Consider the following 23372-nt stretch of genomic DNA (forward strand, 5'->3'; position numbering starts at 1 on the left):
TGATTTTAAATTAGGAGGACAATAATATGCAATATCCAAAGCTACATGAAATGACATGGGACGGCACCATCTATCAAAATAATGACATGGGAACGCTTGAGGCACTTCTGCCAACCGGCGGATACCCTACCGCTCATTCACCGGCATTGCTGGAACTGCCTAACGGCGACCTTCTGTGCTGCTGGTTCGCCGGCACCTACGAGGGCAGCGCCGATATCCACATCATTTGTTCTATACTTCCTAAGGATGCTCCGGCCTGGCTGCCTCCAGTTGATATCTCTGGCGACCCTGCCCGAAGCGAACAGAATCCTTCCTTGTTTTACGGTCCTGATGATGCCGTTTGGGCAATGTACACTGCCCAGCTTGACCGCCAGGAAGGCAAGGACAACATGCAGTATACTGCTGTGGTCCGCTGCCAGAAGAGCACTGACGGTGGCAGGACCTGGGGACCTTACGAAACGGTTTTCCCTGAAGAAGGAACATTCTGCCGCCAGCCGATTCAGGTTCTGTCAAACGGACGCTGGATCTTTGCAAACTGGCTGTGCACAGACTCTGCAGACGGGCTTTCGGGTGATCCCACTGCATTCCGCATCTCGGATGATGAGGGAAAGACATGGAAAATGGTCATGATGCCAAAGAGCAATGGCCATGTACATGCAAATGTGGTAGAGCTGGAAAACGGACATCTGGTTGCTTTTATGCGTAACCGCGAGGCTTACCGTATCCACCGCAGCGAGTCCTTCGACTGGGGCGAGACATGGAGCGTGCCGGCACCAACTCCGCTTCCAAACAATAATTCCAGTATAAGTGCAGTACGTCTGCAGAGCGGACGCATCGCAATTGCCTACAATCCGACAAGTACACCTGATCCTCAGCCTGGAAAGGCTGCATGGCCTGGTCTGCGCTGCCCCGTAGCTGTGGCTCTGTCTGAGGACGGCGGTCTGACATTCCCGATTATCCGCTGGATGGAAAGAGGCGAAGGCTTCATGGGTGATGAGAACAAGACCAACAATAAGCAGTATGAGTACCCTTATCTGATGCAGTCAGCTGACGGAGCATTGCATCTTGCGTACGCATCACACACACGCTTCGGAGTGAAATATGTCCGTTTTACCGAACAGGACGTACTGGGAGAAAAAAGAGAACGTGTAGGGCTCTATAATCCCACAGCTGCGCAGTTGCGCTAAGCCAGGAAATTGAAATGTGGTTTTTGGCGATTTACAAGCGCCTGATATTATACAAATAGAAGAGGAGAGCATTATTATGAAAACTGTTGAATTAAAAGGAATTATCCCCCCTATATTAACCCCTATGAACGCTGATGAATCTATTAATCTGAATGAGCTGCGTAACCAGATCGAACGTATGCTGGAGGGCGGCGTCCATGGCCTGTTCCCGTTCGGAACCAACGGTGAAGGTTACATCCTGAGCGAAAATGAAAAAATAGAGGTCCTTGAGGCTACAATCGATCAGGTAAAGGGTCGTGTTCCGGTATACGCAGGCACTGGCTGTATTTCCACAGCTGATACAATCCGTGTTAGCAAGAAAGCACAGGAGCTTGGCGCAGACGTGCTGTCCATTATCACCCCTAGCTTTGCACTTGCTTCACAAAAAGAGCTTTATGACCATTACGTAGAAATCGCGAAGCATGTAGATATCCCGATTGTTCTGTACAACATCCCTGCACGTACAGGCAACAAACTGCTTCCTGAAACCGTTGCTAAGCTGGCAAAAGATGTAGACATCATCATGGGCGCAAAAGACTCAAGTGGTGACTGGGACAACCTGCTTGCCTACATCAATCTTACAAAAGACCTTGAAAAAGACTTCCGTGTTTTATCCGGAAACGATTCATTGATTCTTCAGTGTCTGGAAGCAGGCGGAGCAGGCGGTATTGCAGGATGCGCGAATGTATATCCACATGTTCTGGCATCGATCTACGAACTGTTCAAGGCTGGTAAGCTCGAAGAAGCTAAAGTTGCTCAGGACTCCATCGCTTCCTTCCGTGCCGTATTCAAATATGGCAACCCGAATACTGTTGTGAAAAAGGCTGTTTCTCTCCTTGGATATCCTGTAGGCGATTGCCGCCGCCCATTCAACTACCTGTGCGACGAAGGTGTTGAAGCGCTCAAACTGGTTTTAAAGGAAAATGCGGATAAAGGAATGCGTTAATAGCTTATAAAATGTAACTATTCAGGACTATGTCCTTCATGGTTCTGAACAGTTACGATATACGATCCTAAACTACTAAAAAATAATACTGAATTAAAGAGAGGAGTTAAAACAAATGACAACACCAATGATTATTGCCCTTGCTATTACTGTATTTATGATTATCTTAATCATGACAGATAAACTTCCATTCGGTGCACCTCCACTTATTGCATGTCTTCTATTGGTTCTTTTTGGCATAACTGATATCAAGACAGCTTTCGGAGGGTTTTCGAACGCTACCATTGTTATGCTTGCTTCTTTTATGGCAATCATGGCCGCTTTACAAAAGACCAGCTTTATAGGTTCTTTTAGAAAAGCAATGTTCAACATGGCCAGCAAAGGTGGCTTCAGGGCTTATGTGCTTTTGATCCTCGTAGTTATGCTTGGTTGCAGCTTATTCGGCACTGGCTCAACTGCATACTATGTTCTTACACTTGGTATATTATCTACTATACCTTACAATGCAAAATTACCAGGTTCCAAAATTATTATGTCTTCCGGCTTCGCAGCAAACCACCCTCTGATCCCAATAAACGTGGCACTGCAGTATGGTATCGTTATTGCTGTTCTTGAAGCTGCTGGAGCAGCTGTCGGTAAGGTTAATTTAGTGAGATTCTCGATCGTGAACTTAGTACTTTCGTTAGCTTACCTGGCATGGTGTTTAATCGCTTACAAAAATCTGCCTGACCATTCTACCACAACGGCAGCCGAAACTGACAAGCTTCAGGAAGAAACCGTTTCTACATTACCAAAATGGAAAGAATACGCTACTTATGCAGCTTTTGCAGCATCTGTTATCGGTATGCTTCTTCAGAGCAAAGTGGGTGATGTTGGTTATGTAATTCCAGGTCTTGCAGTAGCTGTGATACTCTCTATCAAAGTTTTGGATTTCAATGAAATCCGTAACAGTATCGGTGCTCCGATCATTTTGATGTCTGCTGGTGTTATCGGAATTGCTGATGCTCTTGGCAGCACAGGTTTAACAGCTCTGGTTGGCGAAACTGTAGCCAAAATGCTTGGAAACAGCATCAATCCATTCCTTCTGGTCTTTGGCTTCTGTGTGCTGACAAGTGTGCTTGCAACCATGACTGGTTCTACCATTGGTACTGTATACGTATTTGCACCTCTGGCTATTTCTACCTGCCTCAGCCTTGGCCTGAATCCAACTGCTGTTGCAGCTGCAATCGTAATTTCAGGATGGAATGGACATTTCCTTCCAATAGATGGTATGCCAGCTATGATCATGGGTCTTGGAAGATACAAGCTGACTGAGTTCTGGAAATTTACAGTACCTATGTATTTCATCCGCCTTCTTGCTTTGACTGCCGGAGCATTGCTGATGTTTCCGATGTAAGTTTTAGAATATTGAATACATAAAACGGATAAACTTCCGACATTTTAAGAAAGAGGTATGATCATGAATAATAAATTTGAACTGGAACACATCGGCATCAACACCCCAAATGCCGAGGAAGCGGAAAAACTGGCTCAGCTTCTGAGCATGATGTTTAACCTGGAACCTCGTCACGGACAAAAGTCCGAATTCGGCGGTCCTTACTTTGAGTGTATGAAGACTCCATTCCTGGGCGCAAACGGTCATATCGCCATGCGTACGCCTGATTTGACCGCTGCAGTAGAAGAGCTGAAAGAGAAAGGTTTCTCATTCAACATGGATACTGCCGCATATGCTGAGGATGGCAAACTGAAGAATGTCTATTTAGACGGAGAGTTTGGCGGATTTGCAATCCATATTATGCAAAAGTAACAGCTGAAACAGCTGACTGAATAAAGGCCAGTGGCAAATCATGCCACTGGCCTTTATAAGTAAAAGAATTAACAGGATCATAGGAGGAGAGAGTTTTGATATTGAAAGGCAAAGCGGCAATCATAACAGGCTCCAGCAGGGGAATCGGCAGGCAGATAGCCCTGGAACTGTCAAAACAGGGAGCAGATGTGATTATCAACGGAAACAAGATGGAATTGCTGGAGGAACTGAAGAGCGAGATCGAAGCGAAGGGAACAAGGTGTGGGATCGTACAGGGGGACATCTCAGTGTATGAGACATCAGAAAAACTTGCCAGAACCTGTATGGACATGTTTGGGAAGATCGATATACTGGTGAATAATGCGGGAATCAACAGCCGCACCCCTTTTCTGGAATTGTCTGCAGAGGAATGGGATAAAATGCTCGGTATCAACCTGACCGGCACATTTTATGCCTGCAAATGTGTGATGCCCTATATGGTCGCCCAGAACAGCGGCAATATCATCAACATTTCTTCAACAGCAAGCAAGACCGCCCATCCTACAGCTTCCATCTGCTATGGAGCATCAAAGGCGGCTGTGAATTCCCTGACACAAAAGCTGGCTTATGATATGGCAGTATACAACATAAGGGTCAACGGCGTGTGTCCCGGCCCTATTCTGACGGATATGTCGGAACAGTGGACAAAAGAGTACCGAAAAAAAGTAGAGGATAAGATTCCACTGGGGCATGTTGGTGAGGCGAAAAACGTGGCAGATACAGTGGTTTTTCTTGCATCAGATATGTCGGCTTTTATAACAGGAGAAACCATTAATGTTAATGGAGGCAGCTATATGAATTAGTGCCCCGGACTACAATGGAACCGCCTTTAGGGTTACCGCTCTAGAGGCGGTTTTTTTTCTGTCGCATACGGTAATTCTTATTGTTAAAATATTGAGAAATAAATCGAATGCGAGTATTATAATTATATGGATAACTATTCAGTTCTGTGTCTTATATAGCCACAAATGATTCCGGGGGTGAAACAATGGGCAGACTATTCAGAGAAACCATACTGTCATTTAAGCGTGCATCCAGGTCGATGCTGCTTTTTGAGGTTGTGTTCAAGGTCATAACAGGTCTGTGTATGATTCCGGGTCTGGTACTGCTGTTCAATGTCCTGCTGAAAGTGACGGGCTATTCCTATATCACAAAAAACAATGTCCTGAAAATCATCCGGAATCCTGCCCTTATCCTGTTTTTTGCGGCAGCGCTTCTGGTAGCCGCCTTCATATCCCTTTTAGAAATATCGATCCTTACCCTGTTTTTTGGCCACAATTATGATCCGGAAAAATCGCGCCTGAGAGGTCTTGTATTCCTGGGCTTCACGGAAATGCGGAGGCTCCTTGCACCAAAGAATGTCATCATGGTCCTCTACGTGATCTGTATCATCCCTATTATCAATTTCAGTCCGATTGTAAGATATATTTTCGGCAACAGGGAAATCCCTAATTTCGTTTTCTATCATGTTATCAGGATAAATGGCTTTATGCCTGTTGTAGCTGTTTTTGCGGCTATACTTGGTGTTCTTGGAATACAGATGATCTTCGTATTCTGCTATTTCTTTCTTGAGCATAAGAGCATACGGGAATCATTCAGATGCAGCAGGAAGCTTGTCAGGGGACGCGTGCTCAGGACTGTAGGAAGCATTCTGGCATGTAATCTGTTTTTCATGGTTGTCTATCTGGCATTCTATCTGGTCGTTATTTTTTTAGTTGACACAGGAACAAATTATTTTTACGAAAAGAGAGTCGCCTATGCCGTTTTCCTGACAGCTTTCAATATGACAAACAAAGTTTTGATTGTCATATTGGGTATATTTGAAAGCATGGCTGTAACGGGTGTTGTAGTGCAGCTCTATCTGCACTACAGTGGCAAGGGCAGGAAACCATGCCCTGATATCTGCCTGAAAAAGGAATTTGGCCGTGATGTGCTGACCAGATCCGGCCGGGTTACGGTTGCAGTCCTTGCATTGGTGTTCCTGCTGACAGGTACGGGTATATTTTTCATCATAAACCAGGATTATTCCCTGCTTGAGAGCAAAAAAACAAGCATCACTGCCCACAGGGGATATTCGTCAAAGGCACCGGAAAATACAATGGCGGCGATTGAGAAAGCTGTTGATGCGTTGGCAGACTATGCTGAAATTGATGTGAGGCAGACAAAAGATGGAATCCTTGTGGTTTTCCATGATGCCAGCCTCAAGCGCATAACGGGATTGAAAAAAAACGTATCGGATCTGGATTATGCAAAGATTCTTCTTCTTGACATTGGCAGCTGGTTTTCAGGTGATTTTTCTGGTGAGCGCATACCGACACTAGAGGAAGTGATCCGGTACAGCAAAGGGAAAATAAAGCTAAATATTGAACTGAAGAATTCTGCCGGAGACAAGAATCTGGAGGAGGCTGTTGTGAAGCTGATTGAAAAGCATCATTTTGAAGACGACTGTGTTGTATCTTCTTTCAGCTACAAGTCTCTGAAGAAAATCAAGGAACTGAATCCGGAAATTAAGACAGGATATATCCTGTCGGATGTATATGGGAACTTTTATGATCTGAAAAAAGTGGATTTCTTCAGCATGAAGTATGTTTATGTTACTGAGAGGATCGTTACGGAGTTACACAAGCGTGGAAAGAAGATCCACGTGTGGACTGTGAATGGAAGCACGATGATTGAGCGCCTGGCAATGATCGGAGTAGACAATATCATAACGGATTATCCGGTAAGAGCGAGAAACATCATCTATGAATCCGATTTTCCGGAGTATACCACGAACTTTTTGAAGATGGTATTCAGCTACTGATAGTAATCACTGGCATCAGAGAGTGTTGATCATACCACCCAATCAGATACTATAAGCCCAGGTTTTCATAAATAAACCTGGGCTTAAGCATATCAATGGGAGTGTGGATCTGGTATTTTATCTATTCACTATATTTTTTGAATAAATCATCAAGAGCCTCTCTTAGAAGAAAAGCTTCAGTTCTGTCATTTTCCTTGGAAAGACGCGAAAGCCTGTCGAGCTGGGTTTTAGTAAAGTAATTGGATTTCAAGACCATGCTTTCGATTTCCGAAAGGCAAATTCTATTTTTACCGGATTTTTTAGCCCGAAAAAGAGCGCTGTCTGCGACTCTGAAAAGTTCAATAACATTTTTGGCATCTTTGGGATAGCTTGCAACGCCAAAACTCATTGTAAAATAGACACTTTCTGAAATTGGATCGCCGATTTCAAAAGTATTGTCCGAAAGATAGCGCCTGATCTCTTCCAGTTCCATAAAGCTTCTTTCTGTACCTTTTTTTACGAGAAGCAAAGTGAATTCATCACCAGATCTGCTAAACATATCGGTAGGCGACAAATTGTTGTTGAAGATTGAAACCAGTTTTTTAATAACTTCATCCCCAGTAGAAATGCCATGTGTTTTCGTTAACCCCTTCAAATCATCAACATCTGCTATTACAAGACTGAAAGGTCCATCATTATTCAAAATCAATTCATTTATTTTAGAAATCAATTCATCTTTTGAAACAAGTAAATCGTTCATTATAACCTCCATATATAGGGCTGAATATTATCATATGATGTTTGGAAACAATGTTATCCAGGATAATTTTACATCTTTATCAGCAAGCCCATTTTATAGTAGCATCATTAAATATAGTCGTCAATATATAAGGAATGGCAAAAAAAATAATTGTTAATAATTGTTCGAAATCCTCCTGAAAATGAAGTGTAATACAGGATGGCAGATTGATATGCGCACATATATATGTTGACATATATATGTCAAAATGTTAAGGTTAATGTAAATCATGGTAAAAAATAACATATTAATGCTGAATCATTTTGAACGGGAGAATCAATTTTTTGGGGTGAATCTTGTAAGAATTATAAGTAGGGTTAATTTCTCGTACCCGAATCCGTCAGTTAATCTCGTAAGCATCTAAGAGAAGTTTTTACATATGGCTCCATCAATATTTAAATATGTGAACAATAAGGCATAATAAGCTGCGGACTTCTCTGGGGCTTATTATGCCTTTTTTTGTTATTTTGCAGGCTTGGTTTTGGTAAAACATGTTTTGTTTTGGGAATCATCAGATTGATTGGGAGTTAGGAGGAATATTGGGAATACAGGAAACTATAAATATTATTTAGGAGGAAATTGCGATGAAGAGATCTTACAAGGAAATATCTTTATGGAAAGATATAGCAGAGGAACAGTGGAACAGCTGGGAGTGGCAGATTACAAACAGTGTTACCACAGTAGAGGAACTGGAAAAGGTAGTCAACCTTACAGATGAAGAAAAGTACGGGGCAGCAGCCAGCCTAAAAAAACTGAAGATGGCAATCACTCCATATTACACGACCCTGATTGATCCTGAAAATCACAATTGTCCAATCAGAATGCAGGCAATTCCAACGATACATGAAACAGCAGTTTCAGAATATGACAGCAGCGATCCGTTACATGAAACTTTAGATTCACCGCTTCCGGGATTGACACATCGATATCCCGACAGAGTGCTTCTCCTTATTACAGAGCAGTGTTCCATGTACTGCCGGCATTGTACAAGAAGAAGATTTGCGGGACAGGAAGATGGCTACATGTCAAGAAAAATGATCCTTAAGGCTATCAAGTATATAAAGGAACATAACGAAGTAAGGGATGTGCTGATATCGGGTGGTGATGCATTGTGCGTGTCGGATGAAAAGCTCGAATTTATACTGAAGAATCTCAGGGCAATCAAGCATGTTGAAGTGATCAGGATTGGAACAAGGGTACCGGTTGTTATGCCGCAAAGAATAACTGAGAATCTGTGCAGTATGCTCAAAAAATACCATCCGGTATGGATAAATACGCATTTTAATCATCCGTATGAAATTACAGAAGAGTCCACGAAGGCATGCAGTATGCTGGCCGATGCCGGAATACCCTTGGGGAATCAATCTGTGCTGCTTAAAAACATAAACGACTGCCCTGGAATCATGAAAGCACTCGTCCAGAAACTTGTCATGAACAGGGTACGCCCTTATTATATTTATCAGTGTGATCTGTCGGAAGGAATTGAACATTTCAGGACTCCTGTGTCGGCGGGAATCGAAATCATTGAACTTTTACGCGGACATACATCGGGATTTGCAGTACCGACCTTTGTAATAGATGCTCCTGGCGGTGGAGGGAAAATCCCGGTTAATCCACAATATGTGATTTCCCAGTCGCCTGAGAAGGTGATACTAAGGAATTATGAAGGTGTTATATGTACATATACGGAAGCACCGGATAAAACCCATGAATGTAAAAACTGCGGAATTTGCGGTAAATATGAGACCGATGATTCTAAAGGCCTGGAACAGCTTTTGAAAAATGAACGAAATTGCCTGATACCTAGAAGTAATGTAAGGATGAAAAGGAGGAGAATGATTAATGGAAGCGCATAATGTCGAGCTGAACGAAGGATGTTGTAAAGTGAAGGGGGTGAAATTCTATCTGGATGAAACCAACAAGAGGGTTAAGATAGGCAGTCGTAAATCTGTTACGGTTAAAGATCTTGAGGCAATCATTAAATTTGCTTCAGAACATGGCGCCGGAAAAGTTTTGTGTAACTGCTTAAAGGATGAATTAGGAGTGTTTTATGATGCAGGGTTTATTTTGGAAGGTAAGATTGAAGGTTTTTTCAGGGGAGATAGTGCATACTGCATGTCGTGCTTCATATGTGATCAAAGAAAGCAGAATCATAACCATGAGGATGAAAATGCGATTATAGGGAAATGTCTTGCGGTGAAGGGGACATACGAATATAATGAAAAGGATTTCAAGTATATGATCAGAGATGCTGGCGAACAGGATATCGATGATATAGTTGCGTTGTTTTCCGAAGTATTTTCAACCTATCCAACACCGGTTTATGATGAAGAATATATAAGGGATACTATGAATGGAAAAATACTATATAAAGTGGCAGTTTGTGATGGGAAGATCATCGGAATGGCTTCTGCTGATTTGGACTGTAAAAATTTGAATGCGGAGATAACAGACTGTGCAACGCATCCTGAATTCAGAGGGAAAGGGATATTATCAAATATTATATATTTCCTGGAACAGGATTTGCGCAGAAAAGGATATATTACTTTGTACAGTCTTGCGAGAGCAGTGAATCCTGGGGTGAATATTGCATTAAGCAAGCATGATTATAAGTTTAAGGGCAGAATGGTAAATAACTGTAATATTTGTGGTTCGTTTGAAGATATGAATATCTGGGTAAAGGGGTTGAAAACGGTCTGATGAAATACAACTATGTTACAGACTATAAAGAAAATGAAACATTGCGTAAATCCTTATAGCGCACTTGCAAATAACACCTTCGGAATAAGCTTTGAAGAATGGTATCAGAATGGATTTTGGCCCGCATGCCATATACCCTGCTCACTGGCTGACGGAGACAGGATTGTTGCGAATGTATCTGTTAACCGGATGGAATTTGATCGGGATGGATGCAGAAAGCATTACATTCAGCTTGGAACGGTAATGACCGATAAAGAATACCGTGGCCAGGGTCTCAGCCGTTATCTGATTGAGAGGGTAATCAGCGAATGGAAGGATCAATCGGATGGCATCTATCTATTTGCCAATGACAGGGTGCTTGATTTTTATCCGAGGTTTGGTTTTGGCAGAAGCAGCGAGTACTGTTATAGCAAGGCTGTCTGTACAGAAAACAAAAAAAAGACAGTAGAACAGGTCGATATGTCTGAAGAGAAGAACAGGGAAAAACTGTTCGAGGCAATCAAGACGAAAACAAGCAATGGCAGATTTGTCATGAATAATCCCGGGCTGCTTATGTTTTATCTGACAGGATTCATGAAGGAATCCGTTTATCGCCTGCCGGAAGACGGGGGTTATGCAGTCGCACAGATTAAAGATGGGAGACTGGTTGTCCATGAGATAATAGGACAGGAAATAATTGATATCGACAGTGTGGCAAGTGCGTTCGGCAGCGGAATCAACCAGGTTGAACTGCGGTTCACCCCGTTTCATCAAGGCAGATATACAATGCAGAAATGGCATGAAGAGGATACAACGCTCTTTATTCAGGGAAAGGATTTAGAGGTCGTTGGAAGAGATGAAATGATGTTCCCGACTTTGTCGCATGCATAATTTTGAAGACCAGACAGGGCAAGTGCGTACATAACTTATACATATTTAGTTCACAGATTATTAACAATATGAGCTTGCATACGGGTTTATAATAGAATTCGAGCAGAAGGCATTCTTATGCCTCATGAAAAGGAGAAATAGCGTATGAGTAATACACTTGTTGTATTGAAAAAAGGAGAAGGCAGAACCCTGAAAGCCGGAGGAATGTGGGTTTTTGACAATGAGATAGCTTCGGTGACCGGTGAATTCGAAAACGGCGATATCGTGATTGTCCATGATTTTGACGGATATCCTATGGGAAAGGGGTTCATGAACCTCAATTCGAAAATCCGCATCAGGATGATGACCAGGGATAAGGATACGGAAATCAATGATGACTTCATCCGCATGCGCGTGAAAAATGCATGGGAATACCGCAAAAAAGTTGTTGATACAAGCAGCTGCCGCGTTATTTTTGGAGAAGCGGATTTCCTTCCGGGCCTGGTAATTGATAAATTTTCGGACGTGCTGGTCGTACAGTCGCTTGCTCTTGGAATCGACCGTTTTAAAGATCAGATCATAGAATTCCTCAAGGAGTTTATGGCAAATGACGGAATCATTATAAAAGGTGTTTATGAGAGAAGCGACGTGAAAGTCCGCGATCTTGAAGGTATGGAGCGTAAAAAAGGCTTTATAGGAGAAGAGTTCGATACCGATGTAGAAATCGTTGAAAATGGTGTACGTTACATGGTAGACGTGAAGGAAGGTCAGAAGACGGGCTTCTTTTTGGACCAGAAGTACAACAGAGAGGCTATCCACAAGCTCTGCAGAGGCGCGAAGGTCCTGGACTGCTTCACACATACAGGTTCGTTTGCATTGAATGCCGGAATTGCGGGAGCTGAGAGCGTTCTTGGAGTGGATGCATCTGAACTTGGGATACACCAGGCTGAAAAAAATGCCGAACTGAACGGTTTAGAAGGCAGTGTTAAATTTCTGTGCGCAGACGTATTCGATCTTCTTCCGGAACTGGAGCAGAAGGGTGAGAAATTTGACGTAATCATTCTGGATCCTCCTGCTTTCACGAAATCAAGAAATTCCATAAAAAATGCGGTCAAAGGCTACCGTGAAATAAATCTGCGCGCAATGAAGCTGATTAACGATGGCGGCTTCCTGGCAACCTGCTCCTGTTCTCATTTTATGTCATATGAACTTTTTACTGAGACCATTAATCAGGCGGCAAAAAATGTACGTAAACGTTTGAGACAGGTGGAATACAGGACCCAGGCTCCTGATCACCCGATACTCTGGGCGGCTGATGAATCCTACTATCTGAAATTCTATATATTCCAGGTATGTGATGAGCATTGATTTTCAGCAATGCATTAGATTAAGTGTATAAAAATAATAGTAAAGGAACCCTGTCTTTCATTGATAATGAAAGACAGGGTTCCTTTTTTTTGGAAATTGAAGTGAACAGTCAAAGGGGATTAGACCTAAAGCCTATTTCGCGCTCTGAACAGCCTCCTGCATCTCGCGGATTAGTTCTATATCAGAAGCAGACAGCTTCAAATTGGAAGTGTAGTTTTTTCCGTCTGCAGAAAGAACGTTAAATTCGATTATTGCGCCTTCGGTAATGCAGTTCTGAGATACAGCTTTCAGAAACATTGGAAATTTCGGATGGTTTCCCATGAAATTATCAACCAATCCTTTCATCTTCATTAACTTAATCGGGTTCAATTTATGAGCCTCCTTTCTAAAATATATGTTAAGAGTATAGCATCATAATTCCGTTTTTGGAATCTCTTATGTCTATGAAATATTACAATAGCCAGGCGAAAAGGGAATGAGTGCAATTATCTGAAAAATATTGGAATGACGGCTAATTGATTGTAAATAATGCGTAAATATAGTATAATGTAATTTATCGGGGGCCCGGAAAGGGAATAGTCCTGAATAGCAGCCTTATTGAAAGCAAAAACAATCAATGGCTATGGAAAGACGGATCATAACAACCAGGACGAAAATGATTGGAGGACGAAATTATGGCATTGGTAACAACAACTGAAATGTTCAGAAAAGCTTATAGCGGCGGTTATGCGATAGGCGCATTTAATGTAAATAACATGGAAATCGTTCAAGGCATTACGGAGGCGGCAGGTGAACTGAAGTCACCTCTGATTTTACAGGTTTCTGCGGGGGCCAGGAAATATGCGAATCATACATATCTGATGAAACTGGTCGAGGCAGCCCTGATTGAAAACGACATACCGATTGCCCTGCATCTGGATCACGGTGGTGATTTTGAGATTTGCAAATCATGTATCGACGGCGGTTTTTCCTCTGTCATGATTGATGGCTCCAGCCATTCATTTGAAGACAACATCGCCCTTTCCAAAAAGGTTGTTGAATATGCGCACGCAAAGGGAGTTGTAGTGGAGGGCGAGCTTGGACAGCTGGCCGGTGTTGAAGATGACGTGAAGATATCGGCGGAAGACGCTAAATATACCCATCCTGACCAGGTCGAGGAGTTTGTAAGCCGGACTGGCGTTGACTCCCTGGCAATTGCAATAGGAACGAGCCATGGTGCTTTCAAGTTCAAGCCGGGCCATAATCCAATGCTGCGATTCGATATATTAGATGAGATTGCAAAACGTCTTCCCAATTACCCCATTGTCCTTCACGGCTCATCCAGTGTTTCGCCTGAATATGTGAAGATTATCCAGGAAAACGGAGGCAGGCTGGCTGACGCGATAGGCATTCCGGAGGATATGCTGAGACAGGCAGCAAAGTCGGCAGTCTGCAAGATCAACATCGATACTGACCTGCGCCTGGCAATGACGGCCGGGGTAAGAGAAGTCCTGTATCAGAAACCGGAAGTGTTTGATCCGAGAGAATACCTGAAAATCGGACGTGCGAATATTAAAACGCTTGTGGCACACAAGATTGTGAATGTTCTCGGAAGTGATGGAAAAGCATAAGGTTCACTGAAACGAACAGGAATAGAATGAAGACCCCGGGATGTCTGAAATTGCTTCTGACATTCCGGGGATTCTTATATTCTATGGGCAAAGCCTCAGGTACTTCAAAATAAACCGGTTCTGCTTAAGAAAAGGAAGAGCCGGCAGGTGTTGGAGTCCTGCCGGCAATTATGAAAAAAGATTATATGAAATGAACGAATCATGATATTGGTAACTTCTATTATTCTATTTTACGAATGAAATGTGTGCAATTCATGAATAGAATATAAAAAAATAGTGAACGTAAAGATAATAATAAGTGAACACAGAAAAAACAAGTCATAAGTAAGCATCAGACAGGGAATGGGAGCTTTCAAATATATTGTTGCAATAATCGGAAAATGCATTTAAAATGAAAGATAATAGTAAATATATGACGATAAATATCTGGCATTATCCTTGTATTGGTTTCACTTGGACTATACCGGTTGTTTCAAAAATTCAGATCTGCATAATACAAAAGGCTTCGAAAGGGGGCTGGCTATGATGATTACTTTTAGTGATTTTCTGCATGCGGCTGTGTCAAACCCCTATATGCTCATTTCTCTAGTCCTCACAGTCGGCGTTGTTATCGCAAATGGATGGGCCAATGCCCCGAATGCAGTTGCCAGCAGCGTAGCTACTCGTTCTGTTTCACCGGCAAAAGCAATTCTGGTTGCGGGAATATTCAATGCGATGGGGCTTATCGCTATGACCTTTATCAATTCCTCGGTCGCCCTTACTATATACAGGATGGTAGATTTTAGGGGAAATCAGAGACATTCCCTTGTGGCGCTTTATGCGGCAATGGCTGCTATTTTGATATGGACATTTGCGGCATGGAAAATAGGGATTCCAACGAGTCAGGGCCATGCGCTGATCGCGGCGGTTTCTGGAGCTGCGGTTGCACTGCAGGGAGGCCTTTCCGGAATTTACTGGTCGGAATGGGTGAAGGTCCTGTATGGGTTGGTCCTGTCAGTTGTCCTGAGTGTCGTACTGGGCTTTTCATTATCCCTTTTCACGGAAATGCTTTTTACAAATGCGGTAAGGCGAAAGACGACGCCGTTCTTTAAGAAAGCCCAGATTGGCGGTGCGGCGGCCTTGTCCTTTATGAACGGGGCCCAGGATGGGCAGAAATTGATGGGACTTTTCCTGCTTGGGCTTTTTCTTGCAAAGGGGAATTATGGTACGGACAATGTTCGTATTCCATTATGGATCATGGTAACCTGCGCATTCTTTACCACGGCAGGTACTTTTATCGGAGGTGCCCGGATCATCAGGACAGTCGGCCTTAAAATGGTGAAAATCGAGCCTTATCAGGGGGTTGCCGCAGATCTTGCCGCTTCGGCAAGCCTTATGATAGCATCGCTTCTTGGACTTCCAGCAAGCTTAAACCAGACAAAGACCATGGCGGTCATCGGCGGGGGCGCATCAAGAAAACTTTCGGCGGTAAACTGGGGACTTGTGAAGGGAATTGTACTGACCTGGATATTTACCTTTCCAGGTTGCGGACTGTTGGGATATATGCTGGCCTGGCTTCTTATTAAATTATTTGGGTAGGGGTGCTGCTTATGCTCTTTGATTTTAGAAAAAATAAAAAATATGATTATATTGCAGAATTCGAAAAATTGGGCCATTATTCGACCCTCGCAGCTGAGTTCCTTCATGCGGTCCTGAAGGAGTACGAGCCTGCGGACATGTCTTTAAAATTAGCTAAGATGCATGAAATCGAGCATGCTGCCGATGTTGAGAAGAAAGAAATGTATGGCATGCTGATCGATGAATTTCTGGCTCCGATAGAAAAGGATGATATTATAAGGCTCTCCCATGAAATAGATACGGTAACGGATTCTATTGAGGACGTGCTGATTTCTATCAATATATTCGGCATAGAAAACATACACAGTGAAATGACAGCATTTTCGGAACTGCTTGTAGACTGCTGCGGGCATATGAACCGCGCCTTGGCTGAATTACAGAATTATCAGAATTCCAATACGCTGTTTGATCATATTGATTCGGTGAGGCGCCACAAGTCAAGAGGCAAAGAACTTTATATAAAATCACTGCGGAATATCTTTGAAATCGCGTCAGGGCCTGTTGATATCATGGCCTACACGGAAATTTATACAAGATTCGTGGAATGCTTTGAAAACTGCAAGAAGGTAACAAATACTGTCGAACGAATTGTAATTAAAAATCTGTAGCCAAAGGATGTGTCATATATGGATATTATATTTGTCAGACATGGAGAAGCGGAAAAAGCAGACACCGGAATGGATGATTCCGAAAGACGGTTGACACCAAAAGGGGAACATGACATAAAAAAAACAGCAGTCATGATAAAGAAGCACGTGAAAACCGGTAATGAAATTTATATCTGGTCCAGCCCGGCAGTACGTGCCATTCAGACAGCCCGGATTCTGGCGGACGAGCTGGAAATTACCACAATATCGTCCTTTGATTTCATCTGGAACGGTGATTTTTCTGGATTTTCAATGGAAACCGGGAATTATGGTGGGAATACAACCCTGATTGTTACCGGACACGAACCACATTTAAGCAGCTGGAGCGAGATGCTGCAGGGAGCAAGGATTGAATTTGATAAGGGTACTGCGGCAGGATTCGGAATACAGAATATGTCGCCTCTGGAGGGAACGTTTTTATGGGTTGTGCAGCCGGATACAGACACGGAAGAAAATAAGGACGATGGCGATACCTTGCTCCAAAATGGCAAGAGGCAGGCAGAAGGGAAAAAGAAGTCCTCCGGACTGAAGAAAAAAAGCAAATCAGAAAGAGAAAAAAAAAGACGGATTACCAGGAATGAGTACAGCAACATACTGGAGTCAAATATGCAGGACATCGCAGCAAGGAAGGAATCCTTTTTGAAGGATCCTGATGACATCGAGCAGGTCCACCAGCTTCGGGTAAAGATTCGTCACCTGCGTTCTCTGGTGTCCTTTATTAAGCCAATGCTGGATGAACAGCTATATGCCGGCATTCAGGAGAAACTGAAAAGCTCAGCCCAGAGATTTTCCTACATCAGGGAAATTGATGTGCTGGCAAAAGGATGGGCAGCACTGAGGTGGGAGAATCCAGATCTGTTCATGGACAGCGATTTATTGACAGGCGTTTTAAAAGGGGAACGGGAAAAAGAGAAAAATACGCTTTTTGTTTTTCTGTCTGAAGGCGGTTTTGACGCTGAGCTGCAGGAGGCTTTTAATGGTATCAGGGCTTCGGCGGTTTATGGAGAAGCTGCTGCAGGTCGGATCGGTGATTCGATGAGGGATCCTGTGTTTGAGGAATTCACAGAGGCAAGGTTCGCACAGTGGCGTAAGAAAGTTGAGAAAGAGATGAAAATCCTCGATTTCAGCAGCCAGATAGAACTCCATGCGCTTAGAATTTCATTTAAGAAACTAAGATATGTGAATGACAGCCTGATGCCATATAAGAGAGGTGGGAAATGGGGCCTTTCTGAATTTGAGGTTATGCAGGATAACCTTGGAGATATATGTGATATCTACAGGAATGTTGCGGTTCTGCAGAAGTTGAAATCAATAGCGGATATTCCGAATCTGCAATATGAAGCCGGAATATATATCGGGTATCAGATACTGCATAGAGAGAGACTGCTGAAAAAATTGAAGAAGACATTAAAATGAGCATCTGGTTTTCAGACCCGGGCACAGAATAGGAAGCCCCAATTTAAAGGAGGAATTACATTATGATTACAGCGATTGTAGATTTAGGATCCAATACGATCAGGCTTTGCGTATACGACTGCAACGAGGGCGTTGCAAAAATGATATTCGAACGAAAGACCATGGCAGGTCTTGTGAATTTTATCGAGGATAAGAAACTGAGCAATAAAGGTATTCACAGAGCCTGTGACATCCTGATCGAATACAAGGATGTTCTTAATAATTTCCAGTCAGATAATATAGATGTGCATGTCTTCGCAACAGCATCCCTGAGAAATATCAAAAATACAGAAGAGGTGCTGGAAAGCATAAAAGACCTGACCGGGTTCGAGGTGGATCTCATTTCGGGAAAAGATGAGGCCCTGCTTGATTTTATGGGCGCCACCAGGCTGTTCCGTTATGAAAACGGCGTTCTGGTAGACATCGGAGGCGGCAGCACGGAAATCGTTGTTTTTAAAAACAGGGAAGTGGTCAGTGCAAACAGTTTCCCAGTGGGTTCCCTGAATATGTATGTCAAACATGTCAATAAAATCATTCCGAAGGAAAAGGAACGTGAGGCAATCAGAAAAGACGTGTCGGATAATCTGAAAGCCTTAGATCTGAAACAGGAAACCATACGCACCATTTGTGGGGTAGGCGGTACAATCAGGGCTGCTGGCAAGCTTAACAATGGCGTCTATAACCTTCCTTCCACAAATATTGATGTCGATCTGAAGCATGTAAGAGAGATATTGGATTCTGTTCAGAACAGTAAGAAGAGCACGCTGAAGCCTCTTCTTCAGAACGTGCCGGACCGTATTCATACGATAATACCGGGATTGATCATCCTGGACACGATTGCAGAATATTTTGGCAGCCAGAATATTGTCATCAGCAGATATGGTGTCAGGGAAGGATATCTGTATGAGAGGGTAATGAAAAAGTAATACAATTATTTGGAAACCAGTCTTCTATAGGTAACATAACAGCTGCTTATTACCGTTCGGTGAAAGGGATGAACAAGCTTATGGATGATGAAATCCGTTCATTCGTAAAGGATGTTATTTCATGTAGTACCATTATGCGGTGCGCAGATCAACTGGTCAAATTTGCAGACCGGATTCTGTACACGGGAAATTGTGCCGAGATTCTGGATTACTTCTATGAAGAGCTATACATGCAGTTTCTGAAATATGAGCGGCCCCTTGAATTTGTGGTGAAGGGAGAAAGAAATCCGCGGTACAGAGTGGTGGGAGAAGATGCCATGGGATGGATTCTTGCGAAAAGCATACCGCATTTTTCCACCCCTGAAGATACCCTGAAAGCCATAAAATTGTCAGGGCAGAAGATGCTTGCAGAATTCAGCGAAGAGGATGGTGAAATCATAAAACCGGCAGATATCAGATACATTATGGATATCCTCGACAGGGAACACGATTTCTCAAAGCAGGTTTTCTGTGACAGCCCTGCAACAATATGCATCATTAATGCGAAGCATAAAAATTCATACGGATTTCAGACAGTCCATAGGTACTATCAGGGAAGAATCAATATATGCATCTGGCTGTACCAGATATACGGGGGCGGCCAGGACTATGAGGTCAATTGCGAATCTGTTTTTCTGCATGAACTGGGGCATGCCCTGCTGACCCGCTTCTGCGAAAATGCCCCTGCCCATATTCCGGAGGAGCTGATTCCAGTCCTTGCCTCATCATACCCCGGATTCGCTACTATTTCCGAGCATGACAAAATTGAAGGATTTGTAGAGATGCTGGTAGTCGGAATGATGAGCGGAACAGAACTGGAAAAATACAATCCATTTGAAAAAATAAAGCCAGACATACAGAAGCGCTGCTGTGATATGTTTCAGCATGTCATTCAGGAGATAAAGGAACAGAATATGCAGAAATTGATCAAAGGAAGGAACAGAAATTGAAGGGCTATTGATGTGAAGGGGGCTGTTTTCTTTGAATGGAACGCCTCCTTTTGTTTTAAAGCATATTGAGATTATAGACATTCACCGAAAGGAACATAAACGCATGAATTCAAACAGGTTCGAATCAGCTGCAGCAAATGCAGATAACCCGGTATGGGAACGGCTCATACAAAGAGAAAATCAGCTTTACCACCGCAACGATGACGTGCGAAGCGAATTCGGACGTGACTTTACGAGAATTCTGCATTCCCTTGCATACAGGAGGCTGAAACATAAGACGCAGGTCTTTTTCAATGTAGGAAATGACCATATCTGTACGCGTATGGAGCACGTTTCCCACGTAGAATCCGTAAGCAGCACGATTGCAAATTATCTGGGCCTCAATTCAGAACTGACCAAAGCAATCGCAATCGGCCATGATCTGGGCCATGCGCCTTTCGGACATGAGGGCGAAATCATTATCAGAGAAATATCGAAGCAGTACCTGAAGGAGGATTTCTGGCACGAGAGAAACGGCCTTAGATTTGTCGACAAAGTCGAGCTGCTGGAAGATGACTATAAGAATTCCAGAAATCTGAACCTGACATATGCGGTGAGGGATGGCATCATATCCCATTGCGGGGAAGTCGATGAAAATGGAATAAAACCCAGAAAAGAGCTGCTGGATCTGGAAGAATTTACGAAAGCAGGGCAGTATCAGCCAGCTACCTGGGAAGGCTGTGTGGTAAAGATTTCGGATAAGATAGCCTATATAGGCAGGGACATTGAAGATGCCATAAGGCTGAATTTCCTGACTGCCGAAAACAAACTGCAGCTTCAGGAAATGGCAAGAGCCATCGATGAAAAGGCAATCAATACGACAGTCATCATGCATAACATGATTATTGACATCTGCAACAGCAGCTCCATCGAATCCGGTATATGCCTGAGCGACAAGTTTTTGAATCAGCTGGATACCATCAAGGAATTCAATTATCGTTATATCTATGGCAATAAAAAGCTTGAACCCTTCAGAAAATATTCAAAGCTGGTCATAAACGAAATATTCAGAGCGCTTCTGGAGGTCTATGACGGCGGAAACACAATTAATGAGCTGCGCAGGGAAGAAAAAGAATATCCTGAATTGATGGGAGCTTTTGCAAAATGGCTTGCAAGATACTGCGACATTGATCTTTCTGCTTCCAAAGGGGCACATGCAATTTCAGAATCCAGCCGGAATGCGAAGATATATGGAAGACTGGATGATCAAGCACTGTACATACAGGCTATACTGGATTATATATCGGGAATGACCGATAATTATGCAATCAAGGTCTTTAATGAACTGCTGACATATTAGTGTGCTGCGAGGTGGTAATCATGAAACTCAGAATACCGGTATCAATTGTCCTGTTACTTTTTACAGCCCTGATGACTGGATGTGACGATAAAAAGCCAGAGGTGCAAATAAAGCCGGAAATCGAACAATACAGCACGTTTATGTCTTCGGTGCCGGGCCTGCCTCTGACGGCGGAATTTACATCCAATAGCACAAATGGGAATTTGACGTATCATTGGATTGCCGAAGAAGGATATTTTCTGACGTGGAATCAGGAAACTGGGAGAATTAAAGTCCTGGGGAATGATACAAGGATGAATGAGCCGAAGATATACTGGTCTGTAAATCCGGAAGAAGAAACTGATGTATCTTCTTTCAGCATATATTTGACGGTTGAAGATCATAATTCTGCAGAGGAAATGTCGGAAACCAGCATCAGAATAGAGCGTAATGAAGAAGGAATGTACAAAATAAAGAAGTAACAGCAGGCTCCCCAAAAAAGTGATTGGAGAAAATCAGCTGTTCATGTTATATTTAGTTGGAATAACAAGAGTAAGTATTATGGAGGATAAGTAACATGGTAAGAGGAATTCTATTTGACATGGATGGATTGATGTTTGCTACAGAGCAGCTATCGACGGAGGGATGGATGAAAGCGGCTACGCAGCTGCATTATCCGATTACGCTGGATTTCATCAAAAAGTTCCGAGGAACAAACATTGCATACAGCAGGGCATTGTTCCAGCGGGAATTTGGAGAACAGGTAGACTACGATCTGGCAAGACAGATCCGGACAGATTCCATGAATGAGCATATTGAAAAAAATGGGGTTCCTGTTAAAGAGGGATTATTAGAATTGCTGGATTACCTTAAGGATAACGGTTTGAAAAGTGCGGTTGCAACTTCTACGCATCAGGCGATTGCGGAAGTCTATTTGAAAAAGGCAGGCGTGTTTGATTATTTTGATGTTCATGTATATGGAGATGGAATATCAAAAGGAAAACCAGACCCGGAAATATTCCAGGTAGCGGCAGGCATGCTGGCGCTCCCTACGGCGGAATGCGTGGTTCTCGAAGACAGCCCTAACGGCATTATTGCTGGGGATGCTGCAGGATGTCAGGTCATAGCAGTACCGGATATCACGGAAATAGAAGAGAACGGCATGAATAAGACAACGGCATGCTGCCGCGATCTTAGGGAAGTGATCGATTGGATAAAGGACAATCGCTGATTCCTATAAACTTAACAGACAGCATCAGATTTTATGATGTTCCTATTGTTAATACAGGGAAAAAGGGTAGCCGCACTATGCGGCTACCCTTTTTCCCATTTGGCTTGGTATTTTACTTTATTGAACTTTGATTCAACTGATATTGTTTGGGAGTCATTCCATATTCCTGTTTGAAAAGTCTGATGAAATGAGAAATGTTATCATATCCCAGTTCATATGCAGTATCTGTTACGGACAGATTCTTCAAAAATTGCTTTGCTTTCATCAAACGCAGCCTGGTCATGTATTCCTTTGGAGTCTGGTCGGTTATCAGCTTAAACTGCTGACTGAAGTTGGAGGGAGACATATTGACCTCCTCAGCTATATCAGAAATCGTAATGGATTCGATGTTAGTTGAATTCATAATGTGAATTGCTTTGCTTATCGGATGCTACTGATGATGATAAATGATATCGTAGCTCCCTTTGATTTTCAAAAGCTCATAAACCATTTCCTGGCAGGTCAAATCGATCAAAAAGCTCATGTTTACATCGTTTTCAAGAACAATCTCCTGTATGCGGCGATTAAGAGCATCAATTCTCTGAGTCAGGGTATCCTGCATAAAGGTTTCGTGCGAGTCATTTTTTGAAATGTCGATATTCAGTTTGTCGGAAACCCTCTGGCGCACATTATCAATCAGCTGGTCGCCAAATTCATAAACCAATGCTTTCGTATGCTCTGGCAAATACATATGGACAGTGGAATTGGGAGGGAGGAGAACAAATTTATCTTTTTTATATACGAAATGTTCCGACTGGTTAACGCTGATCTCCTTTGCACCATTGATGATTGTGCAAAGTCGCGGTGAATCATACGATCGATATTCATCACTGTAGTGCTGCGGCAAATCATAAAGCAGCAGATTGGTATTGCCGGCTGAATATGCGGCCTGAGTTTCAGACAATCTACTGAAATCATTGATTTTATACAACTAAATTCCTCCGTTCCTACAAATCATAAACTGTAACTATAAAAAACCATTTGTAACTATTCAGAACTACGTTCTTCATAGTCACAGATGATG

23 protein-coding genes and 1 riboswitch are annotated in these 23372 nt (G+C 42.9%); of the genes, 19 read left to right on the plus strand and 4 right to left on the minus strand.

Features of this window, described 5'->3' with window-relative positions:
• Window positions 1-26: 26 nt before the first annotated feature.
• The 6 genes from BJR36_RS00255 to BJR36_RS00280 all read left to right on the plus strand — a co-directional run bounded on the left by BJR36_RS00255 (window position 27) and on the right by BJR36_RS00280 (window position 6821).
• Entirely contained in the window at window positions 27-1187 is a 1161-nt protein-coding gene (locus BJR36_RS00255) for a sialidase family protein (protein WP_091228483.1), read from the plus strand.
• Between the two features lie 76 nt (window positions 1188-1263).
• Window positions 1264-2172: a 4-hydroxy-tetrahydrodipicolinate synthase gene (gene dapA / locus BJR36_RS00260; RefSeq protein ID WP_091228486.1), complete on the plus strand. Its 909-nt coding sequence runs from the start codon at window positions 1264-1266 to the stop codon at window positions 2170-2172.
• 115 nt (window positions 2173-2287) lie between these two features.
• Window positions 2288-3568 (plus strand): SLC13 family permease, encoded by a 1281-nt coding sequence (locus tag BJR36_RS00265; protein WP_091228491.1) that lies wholly within the window; start codon window positions 2288-2290, stop codon window positions 3566-3568.
• 63 nt (window positions 3569-3631) lie between these two features.
• Window positions 3632-3979: a VOC family protein gene (locus BJR36_RS00270; RefSeq protein WP_091228493.1), complete on the plus strand. Its 348-nt coding sequence runs from the start codon at window positions 3632-3634 to the stop codon at window positions 3977-3979.
• 95 nt (window positions 3980-4074) lie between these two features.
• Complete coding sequence (locus BJR36_RS00275) at window positions 4075-4821, plus strand: SDR family NAD(P)-dependent oxidoreductase (RefSeq protein WP_242875410.1); 747 nt, start codon at window positions 4075-4077, stop codon at window positions 4819-4821.
• A 185-nt stretch (window positions 4822-5006) separates the two neighbouring features.
• Window positions 5007-6821, plus strand: a complete 1815-nt coding sequence (locus tag BJR36_RS00280) for a glycerophosphodiester phosphodiesterase (RefSeq protein ID WP_091228497.1) — start codon at window positions 5007-5009, stop codon at window positions 6819-6821.
• A 121-nt stretch (window positions 6822-6942) separates the two neighbouring features.
• Here the strand turns inward: BJR36_RS00280 and BJR36_RS00285 are convergent, their stop codons facing one another.
• Entirely contained in the window at window positions 6943-7572 is a 630-nt protein-coding gene (locus BJR36_RS00285; protein ID WP_242875411.1) for a GGDEF domain-containing protein, read from the minus strand.
• Window positions 7573-7840: 268 nt separating this feature from the next.
• Window positions 7841-7973, plus strand: a riboswitch (cyclic di-AMP (ydaO/yuaA leader).
• A 210-nt stretch (window positions 7974-8183) separates the two neighbouring features.
• Between BJR36_RS00285 and kamA the strand changes: the two genes are divergently transcribed.
• From kamA to BJR36_RS00305, 4 genes are all read left to right on the plus strand, one after another.
• On the plus strand, window positions 8184-9455 hold the full coding sequence (kamA, locus tag BJR36_RS00290) for a lysine 2,3-aminomutase (RefSeq protein ID WP_091228502.1): 1272 nt from the start codon (window positions 8184-8186) through the stop codon (window positions 9453-9455).
• Window positions 9442-10299 (plus strand): putative beta-lysine N-acetyltransferase, encoded by an 858-nt coding sequence (ablB, locus tag BJR36_RS00295; RefSeq protein WP_091228505.1) that lies wholly within the window; start codon window positions 9442-9444, stop codon window positions 10297-10299. Before kamA ends, ablB begins: the two co-directional genes overlap by 14 nt.
• A 12-nt stretch (window positions 10300-10311) precedes the next feature.
• Window positions 10312-11169: a GNAT family N-acetyltransferase gene (locus BJR36_RS00300; RefSeq protein ID WP_242875412.1), complete on the plus strand. Its 858-nt coding sequence runs from the start codon at window positions 10312-10314 to the stop codon at window positions 11167-11169.
• A gap of 144 nt (window positions 11170-11313) precedes the next feature.
• Window positions 11314-12516, plus strand: a complete 1203-nt coding sequence (locus BJR36_RS00305; RefSeq protein ID WP_091228508.1) for a class I SAM-dependent rRNA methyltransferase — start codon at window positions 11314-11316, stop codon at window positions 12514-12516.
• A 132-nt stretch (window positions 12517-12648) separates the two neighbouring features.
• Here BJR36_RS00305 and BJR36_RS00310 read toward each other — a convergent pair whose 3' ends face one another.
• A complete protein-coding gene (locus BJR36_RS00310) occupies window positions 12649-12885 on the minus strand; it encodes a hypothetical protein (RefSeq protein WP_242875413.1) in 237 nt (78 codons plus the stop codon).
• A 305-nt stretch (window positions 12886-13190) separates the two neighbouring features.
• Between BJR36_RS00310 and fba the strand changes: the two genes are divergently transcribed.
• The 9 genes from fba (at window position 13191) to BJR36_RS00355 (ending at window position 22309) form a co-directional block, all read left to right on the plus strand.
• Window positions 13191-14126, plus strand: coding sequence for a class II fructose-1,6-bisphosphate aldolase (fba, locus tag BJR36_RS00315; RefSeq protein WP_091228511.1), 936 nt, complete (start codon window positions 13191-13193; stop codon window positions 14124-14126).
• A 522-nt stretch (window positions 14127-14648) separates the two neighbouring features.
• A complete protein-coding gene (locus BJR36_RS00320) occupies window positions 14649-15704 on the plus strand; it encodes an inorganic phosphate transporter (RefSeq protein WP_091228514.1) in 1056 nt (351 codons plus the stop codon).
• Between the two features lie 11 nt (window positions 15705-15715).
• Window positions 15716-16351, plus strand: coding sequence for a DUF47 domain-containing protein (locus BJR36_RS00325; RefSeq protein WP_091228517.1), 636 nt, complete (start codon window positions 15716-15718; stop codon window positions 16349-16351).
• Window positions 16352-16369: 18 nt separating this feature from the next.
• The gene (locus BJR36_RS00330; protein ID WP_091228521.1) at window positions 16370-17806 is read left to right on the plus strand and encodes a CHAD domain-containing protein; all 1437 of its coding nucleotides are present in this window, start codon (window positions 16370-16372) and stop codon (window positions 17804-17806) included.
• Window positions 17807-17868: 62 nt separating this feature from the next.
• Window positions 17869-18771, plus strand: a complete 903-nt coding sequence (locus BJR36_RS00335) for a Ppx/GppA phosphatase family protein (RefSeq protein ID WP_091228524.1) — start codon at window positions 17869-17871, stop codon at window positions 18769-18771.
• A gap of 80 nt (window positions 18772-18851) precedes the next feature.
• Window positions 18852-19760, plus strand: coding sequence for a hypothetical protein (locus BJR36_RS00340; RefSeq protein ID WP_139133498.1), 909 nt, complete (start codon window positions 18852-18854; stop codon window positions 19758-19760).
• A 103-nt stretch (window positions 19761-19863) separates the two neighbouring features.
• A complete protein-coding gene (locus tag BJR36_RS00345) occupies window positions 19864-21099 on the plus strand; it encodes a deoxyguanosinetriphosphate triphosphohydrolase family protein (RefSeq protein ID WP_091229840.1) in 1236 nt (411 codons plus the stop codon).
• A 20-nt stretch (window positions 21100-21119) separates the two neighbouring features.
• Window positions 21120-21560, plus strand: a complete 441-nt coding sequence (locus BJR36_RS00350; RefSeq protein ID WP_091228531.1) for a hypothetical protein — start codon at window positions 21120-21122, stop codon at window positions 21558-21560.
• A 95-nt stretch (window positions 21561-21655) separates the two neighbouring features.
• Entirely contained in the window at window positions 21656-22309 is a 654-nt protein-coding gene (locus BJR36_RS00355) for an HAD family hydrolase (RefSeq protein ID WP_091228535.1), read from the plus strand.
• A gap of 112 nt (window positions 22310-22421) precedes the next feature.
• Here the strand turns inward: BJR36_RS00355 and BJR36_RS20535 are convergent, their stop codons facing one another.
• Together BJR36_RS20535 and BJR36_RS20540 are read right to left on the minus strand one after the other, a co-directional pair.
• Window positions 22422-22712 carry a helix-turn-helix domain-containing protein gene (locus BJR36_RS20535; RefSeq protein WP_207648797.1) on the minus strand — a complete coding sequence of 97 codons (291 nt, stop codon included), beginning with the start codon at window positions 22710-22712 and terminating at the stop codon, window positions 22422-22424.
• Window positions 22713-22739: 27 nt separating this feature from the next.
• On the minus strand, window positions 22740-23279 hold the full coding sequence (locus BJR36_RS20540) for an AraC family transcriptional regulator N-terminal domain-containing protein (RefSeq protein WP_207648798.1): 540 nt from the start codon (window positions 23277-23279) through the stop codon (window positions 22740-22742).
• Window positions 23280-23372 lie beyond the last annotated feature (93 nt).

The organism is Anaerobium acetethylicum (assembly GCF_900096945.1).
GTDB classification, from domain to species: domain Bacteria; phylum Bacillota; class Clostridia; order Lachnospirales; family Lachnospiraceae; genus Anaerobium; species Anaerobium acetethylicum.